The 17,591-nt window shown below is 65.1% G+C and carries 15 protein-coding genes, 1 tRNA gene and 1 pseudogene; 8 read left to right on the forward strand and 9 right to left on the reverse strand.

Annotated elements, in window-relative coordinates:
- Positions 1–8 precede the first annotated feature (8 nt).
- Together E2484_RS10800 and glyA are read right to left on the reverse strand one after the other, a co-directional pair.
- The gene (locus tag E2484_RS10800; protein ID WP_137285195.1) at positions 9–902 is read right to left on the reverse strand and encodes a bifunctional methylenetetrahydrofolate dehydrogenase/methenyltetrahydrofolate cyclohydrolase; all 894 of its coding nucleotides are present in this window, start codon (positions 900–902) and stop codon (positions 9–11) included.
- Positions 903–1,112: 210 nt separating this feature from the next.
- Positions 1,113–2,360, reverse strand: a complete 1,248-nt coding sequence (glyA, locus tag E2484_RS10805; protein WP_137285196.1) for a serine hydroxymethyltransferase — start codon at positions 2,358–2,360, stop codon at positions 1,113–1,115.
- 103 nt (positions 2,361–2,463) lie between these two features.
- Between glyA and E2484_RS10810 the strand changes: the two genes are divergently transcribed.
- Positions 2,464–4,563, forward strand: a complete 2,100-nt coding sequence (locus E2484_RS10810) for a hypothetical protein (protein ID WP_137285197.1) — start codon at positions 2,464–2,466, stop codon at positions 4,561–4,563.
- Here E2484_RS10810 and E2484_RS25500 read toward each other — a convergent pair.
- Positions 4,560–4,694 carry a hypothetical protein gene (locus E2484_RS25500; protein ID WP_321112357.1) on the reverse strand — a complete coding sequence of 45 codons (135 nt, stop codon included), beginning with the start codon at positions 4,692–4,694 and terminating at the stop codon, positions 4,560–4,562. The two genes, E2484_RS10810 and E2484_RS25500, sit on opposite strands and share 4 nt — an antisense overlap.
- Positions 4,695–5,014: 320 nt before the next feature.
- On the opposite strand from E2484_RS25500, the gene tbsP reads away from it, so the two are divergent.
- From tbsP to E2484_RS10835, 5 genes are all read left to right on the forward strand, one after another.
- Positions 5,015–5,839, forward strand: coding sequence for a transcriptional regulator TbsP (gene tbsP / locus E2484_RS10815; RefSeq protein ID WP_137285198.1), 825 nt, complete (start codon positions 5,015–5,017; stop codon positions 5,837–5,839).
- An 83-nt stretch (positions 5,840–5,922) separates the two neighbouring features.
- Positions 5,923–7,686, forward strand: a complete 1,764-nt coding sequence (locus tag E2484_RS10820; RefSeq protein WP_137285199.1) for a YcaO-like family protein — start codon at positions 5,923–5,925, stop codon at positions 7,684–7,686.
- 79 nt (positions 7,687–7,765) lie between these two features.
- A complete protein-coding gene (locus tag E2484_RS10825; protein WP_137285200.1) occupies positions 7,766–8,371 on the forward strand; it encodes a hypothetical protein in 606 nt (201 codons plus the stop codon).
- Between the two features lie 81 nt (positions 8,372–8,452).
- The gene (locus tag E2484_RS10830) at positions 8,453–9,538 is read left to right on the forward strand and encodes a DUF2332 domain-containing protein (protein WP_137285201.1); all 1,086 of its coding nucleotides are present in this window, start codon (positions 8,453–8,455) and stop codon (positions 9,536–9,538) included.
- Between the two features lie 108 nt (positions 9,539–9,646).
- The gene (locus E2484_RS10835) at positions 9,647–9,820 is read left to right on the forward strand and encodes a zf-TFIIB domain-containing protein (protein ID WP_137285202.1); all 174 of its coding nucleotides are present in this window, start codon (positions 9,647–9,649) and stop codon (positions 9,818–9,820) included.
- 15 nt (positions 9,821–9,835) lie between these two features.
- Here the strand turns inward: E2484_RS10835 and E2484_RS10840 are convergent, their stop codons facing one another.
- The 4 genes and pseudogenes from E2484_RS10840 to E2484_RS10855 all read right to left on the reverse strand — a co-directional run.
- On the reverse strand, positions 9,836–10,963 hold the full coding sequence (locus E2484_RS10840; protein WP_137285203.1) for a DUF63 family protein: 1,128 nt from the start codon (positions 10,961–10,963) through the stop codon (positions 9,836–9,838).
- 166 nt (positions 10,964–11,129) lie between these two features.
- Positions 11,130–11,594: an Lrp/AsnC family transcriptional regulator gene (locus tag E2484_RS10845; protein ID WP_137285204.1), complete on the reverse strand. Its 465-nt coding sequence runs from the start codon at positions 11,592–11,594 to the stop codon at positions 11,130–11,132.
- 93 nt (positions 11,595–11,687) lie between these two features.
- A complete protein-coding gene (locus E2484_RS10850; RefSeq protein WP_137285205.1) occupies positions 11,688–12,482 on the reverse strand; it encodes an inositol monophosphatase family protein in 795 nt (264 codons plus the stop codon).
- Positions 12,483–13,178: 696 nt separating this feature from the next.
- A pseudogene (locus E2484_RS10855) lies at positions 13,179–14,534 on the reverse strand (MBL fold metallo-hydrolase); the annotation flags it as partial.
- 260 nt (positions 14,535–14,794) lie between these two features.
- Between E2484_RS10855 and E2484_RS10860 the strand changes: the two are divergent.
- Together E2484_RS10860 and E2484_RS10865 are read left to right on the forward strand one after the other, a co-directional pair.
- Positions 14,795–14,879, forward strand: a tRNA-Leu gene (locus E2484_RS10860).
- Between the two features lie 338 nt (positions 14,880–15,217).
- Complete coding sequence (locus tag E2484_RS10865; RefSeq protein WP_137285207.1) at positions 15,218–15,478, forward strand: hypothetical protein; 261 nt, start codon at positions 15,218–15,220, stop codon at positions 15,476–15,478.
- A gap of 66 nt (positions 15,479–15,544) precedes the next feature.
- Here the strand turns inward: E2484_RS10865 and E2484_RS10870 are convergent, their stop codons facing one another.
- Together E2484_RS10870 and E2484_RS10875 are read right to left on the reverse strand one after the other, a co-directional pair.
- The gene (locus E2484_RS10870; protein WP_137285208.1) at positions 15,545–16,978 is read right to left on the reverse strand and encodes an MATE family efflux transporter; all 1,434 of its coding nucleotides are present in this window, start codon (positions 16,976–16,978) and stop codon (positions 15,545–15,547) included.
- Positions 16,975–17,553, reverse strand: a complete 579-nt coding sequence (locus E2484_RS10875) for a TetR/AcrR family transcriptional regulator (protein ID WP_137285360.1) — start codon at positions 17,551–17,553, stop codon at positions 16,975–16,977. The genes E2484_RS10870 and E2484_RS10875 overlap by 4 nt, the downstream gene beginning before the upstream one ends.
- Between the last annotated feature and the right edge of the window lie 38 nt (positions 17,554–17,591).

A 17,591-nucleotide genomic window follows, 5' to 3' on the forward strand; every position in this document is an offset into this window, starting at 1 on the left:
GAGCGACCTCAGGGGAGGTCTACGTCCACGCCTTCCTGACGTCCGGCGGCCTTGACGGCGTTGTAGAGGAGCATCGCGCGGGTCATGGGGCCGACGCCGCCGGGGACCGGCGTGATGGCGCTCGCCTTCTCCTTCGCGCTCTCGAAGTCCACGTCGCCGACGAGTTCGTAGCCCTTGTCGTTGTCGGCGTCCACTCGGTTGACGCCCACGTCGACGACCGTCGTGCCCTCCGAGAGCATCGACCCGTCGACGAGTTCGGGGACGCCGCAGGCCGCGACGACCACGTCGGCCTGTCGGGTCTTCGCCGCGAGGTCGTCCGTTCGGGAGTGACACACCGTCACGGTCGCGTTGCCGTCGTCTGCCTTCTGCATCAGGAGGTTGGCCAGTGGCTTGCCGACGATGTTCGACCGGCCGACGATGGTCACGTCGGCACCTTCGGTCTCGACGCCCGCCGACTCCAGTAGCTTCAGAACGCCGTGCGGCGTACAGGGCCGGTAGCGAGCGTGACCCGCGACGAGACGGCCGACGTTCTCGGGGTGGAAGCCGTCCACGTCCTTCTCGGGGTCGATCGCGCGGAGAACCTCCCGTTCGTCTACGTGGTCCGGGACGGGCATCTGGACGAGGATGCCGTGGACCTCGGGGTCGTCGTTCAGGTCCGCGATGGTGTCGTGGAGGTCCGACTCGGGAGCCTCGGGGTCCAACTCGACGTGAATTCCCTCGATGCCGACTTCCTCACAGTCGCGCTGTTTCATCGAGACGTAGGTCTCGCTGGCGGGGTCGTCGCTCATCAACACCGTGGCGAGGCCGACCTCGACGCCCGCGTCGGCCAGCGCCTCGATGCTGTCCTGCAGGTCGGCGCGAATCTCCTCGGCGACGGCGTCGCCGTCGATTACCTCTGTCATCGTTCGAAGGAGGAACGCCGAACCCCTTCAACCCTCGGGTTCGTGCGTATTTCCTCTCGTTCTCGCACCGTTTGATACACGTACTTGCATCGAACTGGCTCGTACCGACGCTGTCCGGACTCTCCAGTCTGATAGTCTCGACCGGAAGTGAGATAAGAAAAGATACGATAACTGCGTTAATTTCCGATTACGGGGCCAGCGAAGTTCGGTCTACTCGTACAGGGGGTTCGCCTCGCAGAGTTCCTGCACGTCCTCGGCGACTTCGGCCTTCACGTCCTCGTCGTCCACGTTGTTCACGACGCGAGCGATGAGGTCGCCGACGTACCGGCAGTCCTCCTCGTCGAAGCCGCGAGTCGTGAGCGCGGGCGTTCCCGCTCGGATGCCCGACGTGACGAACGGCGAGCGAGTCTCGCCGGGCACGGTGTTGGCGTTCAGGACGATGCCGACGTCTTCGAGGGCCTCCTCGGCGTCCTTCCCGGTCACGTCCTCGTGGGACTCTCGGAGGTCCACCAGCACGAGGTGGGTGTCGGTACCGCCCGAGACGAGACTGAAGCCGTTCTCCTGTAGGCTCTCGCCGAGCGCTTCTGCGTTCGCGGCGGTCTGAGCCGCGTACTCCTCGAACTCCGGTTCGAGCGCCTCGCCGAACCCGACCGCCTTTCCGGCGATGTTGTGCATCAGGGGACCGCCCTGCATCCCGGGAATCACGGCCGAGTCGATGTCGTCGGCGTACTCCTCGTCGCAGAGGACTATCCCGCCGCGCCCCGCACGGATGGTCTTGTGGGTCGAACCGGTCACGAAGTCGGCGACGCCGACCGGCGAGGGGTGCTCGCCCGCGGCGACGAGTCCCGTGATGTGCGCCATGTCCGCGAGGTGGTAGGCGTCCACCGCGTCGGCGGCCTCCTGAATCGTCTCCCACTCGACCTCGCGGGGATACGCCGAGTAGCCCGAGACGACGATGTCGGGGTCGAACTCCTCGGCGTGGTCGCGCAGGGCCTCGTAGTCTAGATACCCCGTCTCGGGGTCGACCTCGTACTGCTCGACGTCGTACAACTGCCCGGTGAAGTTGGCGTGGTGGCCGTGGCTGAGGTGGCCACCGTGGGTCAGGTCGAGCGACAGAATCTTGTCGCCGGGTTCGAGCATGGCGAAGTAGACCGCCATGTTGGCCTGCGTGCCCGAGTGAGGCTGGACGTTGACGTGTTCGGCCCCCCAGAGTTCCTTCGCGCGCTCGATGGCCAACTCCTCGACCGTATCGACGTGTTCGCACCCGCCGTAGTAGCGCGACCCGGGGTACCCTTCGGCGTACTTGTTAGTGAAGACGCTCCCCTGGGCCTCTAACACGGCCTCGCTGACGTGGTTCTCGCTCGCAATCATCGCCAACGTGTCGCGCTGGCGGTCTACCTCGGCTTCGAGGGCATCTGCGACCTTCGGGTCTACATCACGAACGCGGTCGTACTTCATACCAAAAATCGGTGCGTCCCGGAGTATAAGCTTACCTTTCGAGGGGACGACCCCGGGCGACAAAAATATAAAGACCGGGTGAGACACGTTGTACAACGCCGACATGATAGAGTGGGAGGAGACTGACGCCGGGTTGCGGGTGTTCGACCGCACGAAGACGGAGGTGTCTATCGAAACCGACGCGTGGGAAGCGGTCGACGCGGGTTACGACATCGAACGCCCGCTTGACGAGACGGTGTCGGGCTACGTGTCCGAGATCGGTTTGCCACCGGCCCTGGTGAAGGCTACCGGACTCGACTCCGGGGAAGAGTACAAGCACGGCGGTGACGCCGACTCGCTCGACCTTCCCGACGGCGACTACCTACTCAACGTCAGTCTCAACGTGAAGACGTACCTCCGGTTCTCCGGCGCTGTGACGATTTCGAAGACCGACGACTACAACGAACTCCACGTCTCCTTTCCCGAACCGACGCTCGTGACGTTCGGGTTCCGAAGCCATCACGAAGAACCTGTGGACACAGTCACCGTCCCGCCGACGCCCGAAGGCGTGGCGACGGCGGTCACGAACCTCTCGTCGTCCCACAAGGTCACGGGTCCTGACCGGTCGTATCCGACGCTTCGGGGCCACCCACCGCGCCTCGAACTCGGCGAGGAGACCGACATTCCCGACCCGGTCCGGGAGGAGCGTTTCGACGTGGGTATCGAACTGGTCGTCCCCGATAGCTTCGAGTACGCGTTCGTCGCGGCCCCGCTCGCCTACTACCTGCAGGCTGAGATGCGGGTTGAAGACCGGCGGTCGCCCGTGTTACGCGCTCCCGAATCGGGAGTCGAGTACCGGTTCACCCCGCTTCCGGGGTTCCAGCACGAAGTCACTGACGTGCTCTGCCGGGTGTTCTTCCTCGACTGCCTCGTCCGAAATGCGGGCGAGTACAGCTGGGACCTGACCGAACTCTCGATGCTGGACGCGGTCGGTATCGACGCCGAAGCCACCTACGAGGCGACCCCGGCCGAACAACTGGCGACGTATCTCGATGCGCCCTACGAACGCATCGACGACGAGTTGCCGGAGTGGCACTTCGCCATGCACATCAGCCCCCGCGCAGACAACGCCACGTCGCTTCCGTACTTCCTCGATACCCTCAGCCTCGTCTACCTCCCCGAGTCGACCGACTTGGAGAAAGACGAACTGCTAAACAAGTCTATCGACGACTTCTATCGCGCGGCCCCTCCGGAGAGGCAACCGCCGAAGCCCACTACCGGGATGGCCCGAAGAGGCCCCGGTCCGGTGAAGTCAGTCGACAGGCGCGACCCCGTCCTCTACGAGGGGCAGGTCAACGGGTGGCTCGCCGACGGCGTACCGATAGACGTGTTCAAAGCCATTCCCGAGGCCTACGAAAACCGCTTCAAATACCTCGACGAGGGCGGCGACATCGACGTGACGGTCATCCTCAACGACGAGGAGATGGTGGGCGAACACGAGACTGTCGCCGACATCTACGAGGAACGCGCGAAGCATCTCCCCATCGAGGTGACGGTCCACGAACACCTCTCGAAAGCCGAACTCGCCGAGGTGTTCGAGTCGCCACACGACTTCGTCCACTACATCGGCCACTGCGAGAAAGACGGCCTTCGGTGCCGCGACGGGAATCTCTCGGTCTCGGACATCGAGGAGAGCAACGTCCAGACGTTCTTCCTGAACGCGTGCGGTTCGTACTACGAGGGCAGGGATCTAGTGACGAAAGGAAGCGTCGCGGGCGCGGTGACGTTCACGAAAGTTCTGAACAAGCAGGCCGCGAAGGTCGGTGTGGCGTTCTCCCGGTTGCTCATCAACGGCTACGACATCGCCCACGCTATCCAACTCGCCCGCCGTCGCATCATGATGGGGAAAGACTACGCGGTGGTCGGCGACGGAACTCACCAGTTGACCCAGTGCGACAATCGGTATCCGGCCATCGCAACCCTCGAAGAGAGCGGCGACCGGTACGAAGTCGAATACAAGACACTCTCGATGCCGAACGTCGGCGGGATATTTCAGGTGTATCGAGATGGAGACGAGAAACCTCGACTTCACGGAACCGAGTCGACGTTCGTGCTCGACCGGTCGGAACTTCTTCCCTTCTTAGAACGCGCGAAAACGCCGTTCGTGTACGACGGCGATTTGTTCTGGTCGGAGGAACTCTCCGACCAAATCAGAAGCTCTTAGGGACCGCTGGTCGCGCCAGCCGCTTCCTGCATACTGAGTTCCCAGAAAACCGAGGTACCGAACATCATCACGTACGCTGCGTCCATCGCTCGCGGGTTGTCAACGAACCACTGTCGAATTTTGCCTTGCATGGCGTGTTTCGTGTTATACAACACCACCTCTTTATTGTTTCGTATCTTTCATACGCCAGTATACGGAGAATAACACAGGAAACGCGTCATTAATCCTACCTCCTTCCATCTCGAATCCGGAATAAGGCTCACTAATCGCCGCTCCGTCTTCCGATTTCTCCTCGAGCTATTAATTAGAGTGCGAGTACCCGTGGAACCCAAAACCGATTTCGGTCTTCGATTAGAATTGTATAACTGACCACCACGTCTTCCCGGATAATCCGTGATTTCCCCCCGTTACTAACGTTAAAATTAAGTAGGGGTAAAACGTTTGTCGGTACATGGAGACCGAATCGAATTTACTCGACCAAGAAATCGCCGAAATCCTTCGGACGGTCATCGACGAAGCGCCGGACACGATGCTCGTGGTCAATCCGTCGAAGGACGCTATCGAACAGTTAATCAACGTCGCTACCGACTACGAAGGCGACCTGCCGACCTTGCGCATGCTCGCGCAGTCGGGGACGCTGAAAGACGTCATGGAAGACTTCATCGTCGCCAGTAACGCCGCCGACCTCATCGACGCGGGGTCGCTCGAACTGCGTACCACCGACGAAGTGCCGAGCAACTCCCTGCTCGTCACCGACGAAGTCGTCATCGCGCTCGTGACGGCCGACGACCGCGTGGGCGGCCTCACGGCCGACGACGCCGAGTTCGTCTCGGAAGCCAACGACTCCTACACCGAGCAGTTCGAGTCGGCCGACGAGTTCTCGCTCCGCACGCCGCCGCTCTCGCGCGTCCGCGACACGCTCGGCGAGGAGATCAGCCCCGAAGCCCAGGAGGACTTCGACGAGGTGCTGTCCTCGATGGAGACCGCGCGTGGCGACGGCGACGGACTCGACGAAGTCACCATCAGTCTGCTCGTGGCCGCGAAGAACGAGGCCCTGCTGTACGACATCAGCAAGTGGGGCGAAGACGTCGGCATCGCCAGCAAGGCGACGTTCTCGCGCACGAAGACCAAGCTCGAAGACATGGGTCTCATCGGCACCGAGAAGGTCCCCATCGACGTGGGCCGACCGCGCCTGCGCCTGAAGCTGGCCAACGACGACCTTCGCAACGCCGAGACCGACCAACTCGCGAGTGCGGCCCAGAGCCTGCTGCACTGACCCGGCGAACTCGTCACTTTTTCGCGAAGTAGCTCCCGAACGATAGCACCGCGCTTTTCCGGTCTCCCCCCTTCGATGCCGTCATGAGTACACCGACCGTCGGACTCGTCGGCGCGGGTCCGGCAATCGACGCCGTGACGACGGCGCTCGCCGACGTGCAGGTCGAGACCGTCGAGTGTGATTCCCGGCGCGTCGCGGCCAGCGATTTCGCCGTGGTCGCAGGTGAGACGGACGACGACGCCTTCGCCGAGGCGAATCGCGCGGCGCGCGAGGCCGGTACGCCGTGGCTCGCGGTCGAAATCGGCGGCGTGGGCGGTCACGGGATTGCGGGCGTCGAAGCCGCCGTCTCGGGGTTCGCTCCGGGAACTGCCTGCTGGAACTGTCTCCAGGCGCGAGTCGCGGCGAATCTGGACGACGAGCGAGACGCAGACCGAGATGCCGATACCGAACTCACGCCCACGAGCGCGCGTTTCGCAGGCGCGCTCGCAGGCCGAGAAGCCGCGACCCTGCTGGCTGGCGGCGACTCCTCGGCTCTCGGCGGTGTCGTGGAGGTGCCCCACGCCGAGCGTACCCTGCTTCCGATGCCGGGCTGTGCGGTCTGCAGCGAGAGGGCCGGAACTAGCGCGCAGGCCGACCCGGCCCTCGACCGCGCGTACGCAGACACCGACTTGGAGGACGCGCTCGCTCGGGCCGAACGGGCCGTGGACGAGCGCGCGGGCGTCGTCTCGGCTATCGGCGAGGCCGAGTCTTTCCCCGCACCGTACTACCTCGCCGAACTCGCCGACACCACGGGGTTCAGCGACGCACAGGCCGCCGAACAAGCCGCGGGCGTCTCGGCCGACTGGAACGAGGCGCTGATGAAGGCGCTCGGCGAGGCACTCGAACGCTACGCCGCGGGCGTCTACCGCACCGAGGAGTTCGAGACCGCGCGCCCGGCCGACCTCGATTCGGCGGTCGGACCGGCGGCGTTCGTCCGGCCCGACGGATGGGCCGACGCTGGCCCGGACGAAGAACTGGCGTGGCGAGACGGCCAGAACCTCCGGACCGGCGAATCGACGCATCTTCCGGCGGAGTTCGTCCACTTCCCGCCGCCCGAGGTCCGCTACAAGCCCTCCATCACGACGGGTCTGGGCCTCGGCAGTTCGACCGTCGAGGCCCTGCTGTCGGGTCTCTACGAGGTCGTCGAGCGCGACGCAACGATGCTCTCGTGGTACTCCACGTTCGACCCGCTCGGACTCGCGGTCGAGAGCGAGCGATTCGAGACCTTGCGGTCGCGCGCACGCGCCGAGAATATAACTGTAACGCCGCTGCTGGTCACGCAGGACGTGGACGTGCCCGTGGTCGCGGTCGCCGTGCATCGGGACGGCGAGTGGCCGCGGTTCGCGGTCGGTTCGGACGCCGACCTCGACCCGGACGCCGCGGCCAGTAGCGCGCTGGCCGAGGCGCTCCAGAACTGGATGGAGTTGCGGTCGATGGGCGAGGACGCCGCCGCCGACGCCGAGGGCGCAATCGGTCGGTACGCCGACTTCCCGGAGGCGGCCCGGGAGTTCGTGACGCCCGAAACCACGATTCCCGGCGCGAGCGTCGGCCCGGCCGACCCGCCAGCGGGGAGCGACGAACTCGACGCCGTTCTCGACCGACTCGCCGACGCCGACCTGTCTGCCTACGCCGCGCGCCTGACGACCCGCGACGTCGAGCAGTTGGGGTTCGAGGCGGTTCGGGTATTGGTGCCCGAGGCCCAACCGCTGTTCACGGGCGAGTCGTTCTTCGGCGAACGCGCCCGCGATGTGCCAGCGGAGTTGGGCTTCGAGTTCCGGCCCGACCGCGACCTCCATCCGTATCCGTGACGGCGCAGCCCTGCGGTTTTCCGTTGCGGTAATCGGAACCGGAACCGAAACCCACTACAGCAGTTGCTCGACTACGGGTGTGCGTGTACGCGCCGATTCGTCTCGCAGGCTAGCCGTACTGTTGCTCACGCCGGTCGCGTTGCTCGTCCGCGCGCTATTCGGTGGCGGCGTCACGGCGGCTATCGTCGGTCTCGAAAGCGGACTGGTTCTCGCTGGCGGTGTCGCGGCGGCGACCGAACGCGAACGCGCGCTCGGTGCGTCGGATGCCCCCGAACTCGAACGAGGAGACGCTCTGGACGCGCTCGCGGTACTCGTCGCAGCAGTCCTCACCTACTGGCTGAGCGTCCACGCCGGTCTCGGGCCGGTCGTCGCCTCGGCGTTCGTCGGACTCGTCGCGGGTCTCGGCTTCCCTGCGATTCCGTCCGGATCGGGCGAGACGCTGGCCGTGGTCGCGTTCTGCGCGTCGTTCGTCGGGATGTCCTCGACCGAGCGACTTGGCGGCGAGGGGAGGGTCGCGCTCGCAGGCGCGGTGTGCGGACTGGTCTTCCTGGCGGTGGCGGCCGCCTTCCCCGGAGCGGGCGGGAAACTCGGCACCATCGCGTTCGTCTCCTGCGTCACGACCGCCGGTGCGGAGGGACTGCTCGCTACCGAGTACGCATCCCCGACCGACTCGACGTCGCGTTGAGACGCAGTTTCGATCATCTACGGTTCGTACGCGTTCGCCAGCCACGCCAACTGCTAAGTCGAACTGCTTCGAAGAGCGACCATGGACCGCGAAGATCTCGCCGACCACTTCGAGTGGTTCGCCGACTGGTGCGACGGGGGCACGTCGCCGCTGTACGAGCGACTCGCGCGCGGCGTCGCCGACGACCCCGACCTCCTCGACCTCGCGGCCGAGGCGCCCGAGGGTCGGTCACCCAGCCACCTCCTGTTCGCGTCGGTCCACTACCTCTTGCTCTCGGGCCGAGACACCCCGCTGGCCGACTACTACCCCACGGTCGCCGACGACCCTCTCGACCCCGAGGGGAGCGACCCGTTCCCGGCCTTCCGGGAGTTCTGCCTGTCGAACGCCGACGATATTCGGAAGCTCTCGAAACGTCGCCGGACCCAGACCAACAGCGTCCGGCGGTGCGCGGCGCTGTTCCCGGCGTTCGAGGAAGTATCCCGACGCGCGAGTCGCGGACGTACTGGTCGAACTCGCGCGAGTCGCGGGAACTCGCGCGAACCGCTCGCGCTGGTCGAGATAGGGCCGAGCGCGGGCCTGAATCTTCTCTGGGACCGCTACGAGTACGACTACGGGGAGGCCGGTCGGTACGGCGACCCGGACTCCCCCGTCCGCATCGAGTCGTCGGTCCGGGAGGGGAGACCCCCGTTCCCCGACGAACTGCCGCCGGTCGCGTCGCGGGTCGGCGTGGACCTCGATCCGCTGGACGTGACCGACGACGAGGACGCCCGGTGGCTCCGGTCGCTGGTTTGGCCCGAGCACGACGACCGTCACCGACTGCTCCGGGCGGCGCTGGACGTGGCCCGCGAACGACCGCCGGACCTCCGGGAGGGCGACGCACTCGAACAGCTTCCGGAGGTGGTCGCCGAGATTCCCGACGACCGACCGGTCTGTCTGTTCGACACCCAGGTCCGCTACCAACTGGACGAGGTGGACCGCGAGCGACTCGACGACCTGATAGCCGAACTGGGCGCGGACCGGCGACTCTACGTCCTGTCGGGCGACGAGGCGTCCGACGAGTACGAGCAGGCCATCGACCTCACGCTGACGGCCGCGGGCGACGGCCGGACCGAACGCGTCGCCGTCTACCAACAGCACGGCGAGTGGATCGCGTGGGACGGGAGGTGAGCGTGGATATTTCGGCGGTCTTACTAAGCAGGGGTTTTATATCGAACGACGGTGTACGTGCTAACGTATGACAAAATTTATACTGACTGATTACTGGGGGGTACGTCGATGACTTCGGAGTTCGAACTCGACTGCGCGACCTGCGGCACGTCGCTGACTCGGCGGGAAGTGGCCGCGGACGCGCTCGGTCTCGGCGCGTCCGAGTCGCTGGAGGTGGCGGAGTGTCCCGACTGCGGCGGCCGGTACTTTCCGGAGACGACGCTGGAGCGACTTCGAAGTTAGAACGGTGGTTCGGTCTCAGATACCGAAGGTCGCCCGGAGCATGTCTCGCGTGCCGGGACCGAGACCGACCGCGACGATGGCGACGAGTAGCAGGATGGCGTAACGCGGACTCTCCTCGAATATCTGCTCGTCGAACACCCAGACGACGAACACCGCGGCGACGATTTTCACGACGAGGAAGGGCCACGCCGTGCCGACGACCTGTTGGACCGCCTCGGGGAACTGTTCGCCGACGCCGATGAGCGCGCGGTTGACGGGGTGCTTGGGTACGAGGTCGGCGGGGAGGCCCAGTTCCTTCGCCCAGTCGATGCCGACGACGTTGGCCACGCCGTCCACCGCGTGGGCCCAGAGAACGACGAGACCCATCTGGCCGGTCCCGCGGTTGATTTCGGGGGCGTAGCGTTTCACGGCCTCCCACGTGAGCAACGTGACGAGGGTCGCGCCGACGAGGACGACGACCGTAATCTGAGGGAAGAAGTCCACGTAGTCGGTGGTGAACGCCAGTACCGAGAGGTAACCGACGGTCACCGCGAGCAGTAGTGTGCCCACGCCCGCGAGGGGGTACTCGTAGTCGTCCACCGCGCCCGAGTCCCGGAGCCAGATGCTCCCGAGCAGGGCGGCCAGCGTGATGGCGAACATCGTGAAGTAGATGACCGGGCTGATGATGAGGGTGTTCCACGGGAACGTGATGGCGGCGTCGGCCGCCGACAGTCCGTCGAAGGCGTCCTCGACCACGCGCAGTGCCCCGCCGAACAGCATGAAGGGGAACAGCGCGTAGAACAGGCCGCGGTCCTGTCCGACGCCGAGACGCCGGAGCATGAAGACCACGCCCAGAAGTGCCAGCAACAACGTGAGTGCGTAGCCGACCTCCGAGACCAGCGTGTAGCCGGGGTAGGCGACCGGTTCGGCCGCGGCCTGACACGCCGCGGCGTCGTAGTGGTACGTCACCGACCCGTCGGCGTAGGCCGCACACTGGGCGCTCTTGGCGTCGGCGACGACCGGCCCCCAGAAGTAGTGCCAGACGAATCCGTAGTAGACGCGCTCCGGGAAGACGAGTACGCCGCCGATTAGCGCCGTCAACAGCGCCGCGACCGTGCCGCCCCAGAGGCGTTCGGTGTCCATGCCTTCGGTTACGGTGCTCATGTTTTCCATGGCGGAACCGGGCGGTTTTACGGTTCCGGTCTCGGCCGTGGCTACGCAGTCGTTCCCAATCGTTCGGCACTGTCGTTCGGCCACAGTAGTTCGCACGGGGTTCCGGTCGCTGTCGGGTCGACACGGCCGGTGAGTCGCTATCGTCTCGCGCGACCGCTCAGACTTCGCTTCCGTCAATCGGGAGTTCTTCGGTCTCGTACGGCGTGCCGAGAATGACCATCGTCTGCGAGCGGGCGAACCCGTCCATCTGGGCGATGTTCTCGAACATGAGTTCGCGGAGGCGGTCGGCGTCCTCGGCGTACACGCGCATCAGAACGTCCCACGACCCGGTGGTGAGGTGGACCTCCTGCACGCCGGGGATGTCCTCGAGGCGATCGAGGGTGTCCTGTTCCTGTCCCTGTTCGACCTGGAGGCCGACGACCGCGGAGATACCGTAGTCGAGCGCCTTGGGGTCGACTTTGGCGTGATACCCTTCGATGACGCCGGCGTCTTCCATTCGGTTCACGCGGTCGTGGACGGTCGCGCTCGACATGTCGATTCGGCGAGCTATCTCGCTGAACGGGGTTCTGGCGTCTTCTTGTAACGCTTCCAAAATCGCGCGGTCGGTATCATCGAGTTCCATATCCTACACCAGATTCTTTCAGACTAAATATCCTTAGAATTCATCTCGCCAAAACTGGGGTATTCTGTGTTTACTTCGGCGACACGTTCCGACTCAGGCGACGTTTCGGAGCGCGGCCACGAGTTCGTCGTGGGCCTCGCCGTTCGAAGCGACCAGACTCTCGGAGTCGTGTCGCCACGGGTCGCCGTGGAGGTCGGTCACGGTGCCGCCCGCCTGCCTGACCATGTGGACTCCCGCTACCGTGTCCCACGGGTTCGGGTCCACGTTCGTCACCGCGCCTTCCAGCGACCCCGCCGCCACCATCCCGAGCGTGACCTGCGCCGACCCGAACCGCCGGATGTCGGCGAACCGCTCGACGAGTTCCCGGCAGATAGCGGCGTACTCGTCGCGCCGGTCGAACCCCCACCAGATAGTCGGCGCGACCGTGAACGTCTCGGGGTCGGTCCGGTCGCTGACCGAGACGGGTTCGCCGTCGCGCCGGACGCCGTCGGGACCCGCGACGAACGTCTCGTCGAGCGCGGGGCAGTCGTTGACCGCCGCCACGGGGTCGCCGTCCCGGACCGCGGCCACGCTGGTCGTCCAGACCGGAATCGACCGGACGTAGTTGTTCGTGCCGTCGATGGGGTCGATGACCCACGCGTCGCCCTCGTCGGGGACTTCCTTCAGTTCGTCCTCCTCCTCGCCGACGATCGCGTCTTCGATGAACTCCTCCCGAATCACCTCGATGACTCGTTGCTGGGCCTGTCGGTCGGCCTCGGTCACGACGTCGGTCTTCCCGGATTTGGTCTCGACTTCGATGCCCTGGCGGAAACTCTGCTCTGCGACTCGACCTCCTGCTCGCGCCGCGCTCTCGGCGACCGCGAGGCGCTCTTCGGCGTCGTCTGTCATATCGGGTGGTCGGCCGTCGCGGGAAAAGTGTTATCGGTTCGGCGTCTTCGGAACGGGGTCGCTGGTTGCGTCGTTGCACCCCGGCACGCGCTGGCGTGACCCGCGGTTTGGGTCACGCCAAGACGCGCGAGGGAGGCGGCCGCGGATGCGGCCGCCGAGGATGGGGAGGTGTGAGGTCCGCGGTCGCGGTGTCGTGCGGTGTCGTACGGTGTCGTTGCGGTGCTGACCGGTTCCGATTGGCTCACGGAGTCGATAGCCTCACACTTCTCTCCGTTCGTTTACTCGGAGTCGAGACTCACGTACCATTATGAAACATCTATCTACAACGTTCTAAAATGGGAATACACTGCTAAAGAAAACGGAACGCTGTCCCGTCCTCGACTACTCCGCCGCTTCCCGCTCGCCGTCCGGACTCCCCGCTCGCTCGCCGCTCTGCGGCGCGTCGGCGTTGAGTCGTCCGAGGCCGCAGTCGAGACAACACACAACCTCGCCGCCGTCCTTGGCGGTCCTGCCGTCGGCGTCGGATCGGGCGAGTCGAACGTGGCGCTCGGACCCGGCGTCCAGCGACGTGCCGCAGTCCGCGCAGGTCGTCGTCGCGTCGTCGCTCGCGGAGGGAGCCACGTCGCCGCTCGCGGTGACCGCCGCGTCGGACGCCGCCTCGTCGGTTACCACCCGAATCGAGTCGGTCTCCTCTGCGTCGTAGCCGTGGGCGTGGAACGACCCGAGGCAGTTGTAGAGACCGCGCTCGTAGATGTCCGGTTCCTTGCTGATACCGACGTGAGAGCCGATTTTGGCGTCGGCCCAGTAGGCGCTGTGTGGGCCTTCGAACAGGCGCTTCAGGAGTCGAGGGTCCACGTCGAGTTTCACCCACCCGTCGTAGTCGTCGGTGTCGGCGTCGGCGACGTAGCGGTAGCCGTTCCCGTCCATCGAGAGTTCGAGACAGACGTCGCCGACCAGCGAGAGGAGGACCGTGGTGTCGCTGGCGAAGCCGATTTTCTCGCGCTTGTCCTCCAGATTCCGGTAGGCGTACGGGACGTACGACCGGAGTTCTCCGAGCGTGGGCGTGGGGTCGGCCTCGTAGTCGAACTCGCGCTCCGCGAGGACCTCCTCGACGTACTCCCGCTTGGCCTCGCGGTCCACGGGTTCGAACTCGGCGGACTTCTCGCCCGACGCGAGGTCGATGTGCTCGCCAGAGTTGAGGAAGACGCACTCGGACTCGTCGCGTGCGTGCTCCTCGAAGAACGCCTTGGCCTGCTCGCGCGGCGGGTTCGCGGTGTACTGGTTCAGGTCCGCGAGGTCGCCAGCCAGCACGTACTCGCCCGCGAACGGCATGTAGTAGTCGGGTTCGAAGAGGTCGATGAAGCCGAGCGCCAACTCGTGTTTCTCCCGAATCACCCGGTCGCGCTCGCGGATCTTCTCCTCGTGGTCGTAGTTGGTCACGGCCTGCGGGTAGAACTGGGCCGCGCTGTACTGGTGACACAGCATGTCGATGTCGCCGTACTCGTGCTTTATCTTCCGGCAACTCGACTCGGCGATGGGGTACGGACAGTCGTTGGTGTTGACCAACGTGAACTCGCCGTTGTCGATGACCGCCATCGAATCGACCTGCGTCGAACCGGTCTCGTCGGCCTTCTCGTCGTACCACGAACAGCCGAAGAAGTTGCCACAGAGCTCCGGGTCGCACCCGTCGGCCGCGAGGACGTTGATGTACGTGCCGCCGCCGAGGTGGGTACGCTCGCCGTGCGGGAGTTCGATTGCCTCGAAGCCGAGGTCTTCGACGGCCTCTTTCAGGTAGTCCCACCGATAGTCGTGAATGAGGACCGGGATGTCCGAGTCCATGCGCTCCAGCGTCGCCGGGTCGAAGTGGTCCGGATGGATGTGGGAGATGTAGATGTAGTCCACGTCGTCGAAATCCTCCGGCTCGAAGTCGGGGTCGGGATAGTGTGCCCACGACCCGTAGTAGGCACCGTCCACGAGCCACGGGTCACAGAGTATCTTGGTGTGTTCGTCCTCCACGAGGACGGCGGCAGACTCGAGATACGTTACGTCCATGTGAGCGTTCGTCAACACGTTTGCCTTTCGTTATGCACTTCGTACGCGCCGATTATACCCCGCGTACGGCCGGAGTAGACGGTTCCTGCGCCGAAACTGGAATGTAACTGAAAGTACGCAGGAGTCTCCTACGAATCGTGAGGCCCGAGTCGAAGACCGGGACCTCTCACGACGCCGAATCCGACACCGTAGGAGGTTTATATAGCCGCCTCTTTAGGAGGAAACGTCAGGCTGAAAGCCCGAACGAAACCCGACCGCGTGCGAGGGTAGCCAAGCCTGGCCAACGGCGGCGGACTCAAGATCCGCTCCCGTAGGGGTCCAAGGGTTCGAATCCCTTCCCTCGCACTCGCGGCGTGGCCTCGCCACGTTCAAAAGTGCAGGAAGACCGCTTCGGAGCGTTCTTCCCTCGCAAAAATTGACGGCCCACGCGGGCCCTCGCAACACTTACCGACGGCGCATCGATTGGATAGCGATTGCTGTAGCGATCTTTCTCCGATGTCCACGACCTGCCATCGTCGGAGGTGAGACGGTTTCGAAAGCGCCCGCCCGGTCGCGTTCAGTCCCCCTGAGGTCTGTGACACCGAGTGCATCCCGGTGGTTCGTGACACCGGGTGCGCCCCGTTTGGAAGACGACGCAGTGCTACCCACCAAAACCTAACACCCTACGAGTCGTTCACACGCTGATGCGCTGGAAACGACGGCGGGACCTCGAAGGGGGTAAAGAACTCGGAATCTGGCTCCTGGTGGACGTCGACGGGAGCGTAGACCGAGAACTCTACGTCGAGACCCACGAGTACCGTGGCGGGAACTTCGACGTGTACACGACGGCCGACGACGAGTGGAACCACGAGGGCGAGTTCGACTCCGTCGAGCAGGCGTTCACGCGGGCGCGAGAGGTACTCGAAGAGAGTTCGCATCCGGTGGATGACGAGACCACTTCGTGACGACCGCGTGGTCGTCTGTTGCCGGAGTGGGTTCGCGGAGACCGCAACTGAAAACGAAGTGACTGCTCAGTCGTCGGCGGGCGTAGTCTGCGGGTCGCCTCGAACGTCGGCGTCGCGCCACGTCCCGCGCTTGAACCAGAGGAACGCAACGACGGCGCCGACCACGTTCGAGACGAGGAACGCCATCCAGATGCCCTCCGGGCCGAAGTTCTGCGCGCCGACCCACGCGACCGGCAGGCGGACGATTCCGAGCATGAAGATGGAGATTGCCGCCGCGACCAGCGTCTTGCCTGCGCCGCGGAACCCGCCGGTGTAGGCCCGCATCACGCCGATGAAGCCGAAGGAGGGCGCGACCCACCGGAGGAAGTTCGCACCGACCTCGATTACCTCCTGGTCGTTGGTGAACACCGCGACGACGCCCTGCGCGCCGAGGAAGATGACGACGCCCATGGCCGCGAGGACGCCGAACATCACCTTCGCGGCGAAGTCGTTGGCCTCGGCCGCGCGGTCGGGTTTCCCCGCGCCGATGTTCTGACCCGACATGGTCTCGACGCCGCGAGCCACCGCAATCGCGGGCAGGAAGATGACCGAGAACACCCGCGTCCCGATTCCGAACGCCGCGACCACGGTAGTCGGGAACAGCCCCACCACGTACAGCAGGAGGTTGACCGACAGCGCGCGGCCGGTCCCCTCGATGGAGGCCGGAACCCCGATTCGCATGAGTTTCCTGAAGAAGCCGAAGTCGGGCACCATCTGGGACGAGTGAATCTGGACGCCGCGATTGCCCCGGAACATGATTCCGAGGCCGACGACCATCGCCATCGCCCGCGAGAAGACGGTGGCGATGGCCGCGCCCTCGATGCCGAGCGTGGGGAACGGTCCCCAGCCGAAGATGAGGAAGGGGTCGATGACGACGTTGACCGCGACGGTGCCAGCCATCACCAGCATCGGCGTCACGGTGTCGCCGTAGCCTCGCATGAGCGAGACGAAGACGAAGAAGCCGAACATGAAGGCGATGCCGAGCGAGATGACCTGCATGTACGCCTCGGCGCGCCAGAGTACGTCGGGCGAGGCTCCCAGAAAGGCCAGAAAGTCCCCGACGAAGGTGTAGCCGAGCGCACCCAGTACCACCGACGCGAGCAGCGAGAAGGCCACGGTCTGGGAGGCGGCGTACTCGGCTTCCGCCTCCTCGTCCGCGCCGACGTGCTGGGCGACCAGAATCGACCCCGCGACCGACAGCCCCATCCCGAGCGAGATGAGCAGGAACACCATCGGGAACGCGAAGCTAATCGCGGCCAGCGCCTTCGTGCTGTACTGGCCGAGCCAGAAGGTGTCGGCGAGGTTGTAGGCGGTCTGGAGCAGGTTGGTCACGACGATGGGCAACGAGAGGTAGAACAGCGGCCACCCGATACCGCCCTCGGTCAGGTCGAGGTCGGACTGGTCCTTGAACGTACCGCTGAGGTTCTCACGGAGGCCCCCGACTCGTTCGCGGAGGCTCACGAGAACTCGACCTCCCGGTCTACCTCGTCGGCCAGCAGGTCGCGTTCCACGTAGTCGGCCAGCGACTGGCGTGCGGGCGACAGCCCTCTATCGGTCGAAATCGCGCGGGTGTGGGCTCCGTCGAAGACGGTGGCGAAGAACTCCGCGGTCGCCTCGGGGTCGGCGTCGGACCGGAACACGCCGGTCTCCACGCCGTCGGCGACGATGGTCCGGACGCGCTCGCGGACGTGGTCGTCGAACTCGGTGAGTCGCTCCCGGAACGCCTCGTCGTAGGGCGCTTGGGCCTTTATCTCCAGCATCGCGGTCCGGAAGTCTCGCCGGGCCTCGTCGTCGGACTCGTCGAGCGCCTCGTCCACGATAGCCCCGAGTCGGTCGAGGGGGTCGGCGTCCGGGTCGGTCTCGAAGCGCTCGGCGAAGGAGTCGAAGAGGTGGTCCAGAAACGCGAGCAGGAGGTCGTGCTTGGTATCGTAATGGTAGTGGAGTGCGGACTTGCTGGTCGACGACCGGTCGGCGATGTCCTGCATCGTCAGTCCGGCGTATCCACACTCGCAGAGCGCGCAGTGGGTCGCCCGCATGATGTCGTCGGTAGTTTCGTCCGCTTTACTCGCAGTCA

Source organism: Halorussus salinisoli (assembly GCA_005239435.1).
GTDB lineage: Archaea > Halobacteriota > Halobacteria > Halobacteriales > Haladaptataceae > Halorussus > Halorussus salinisoli.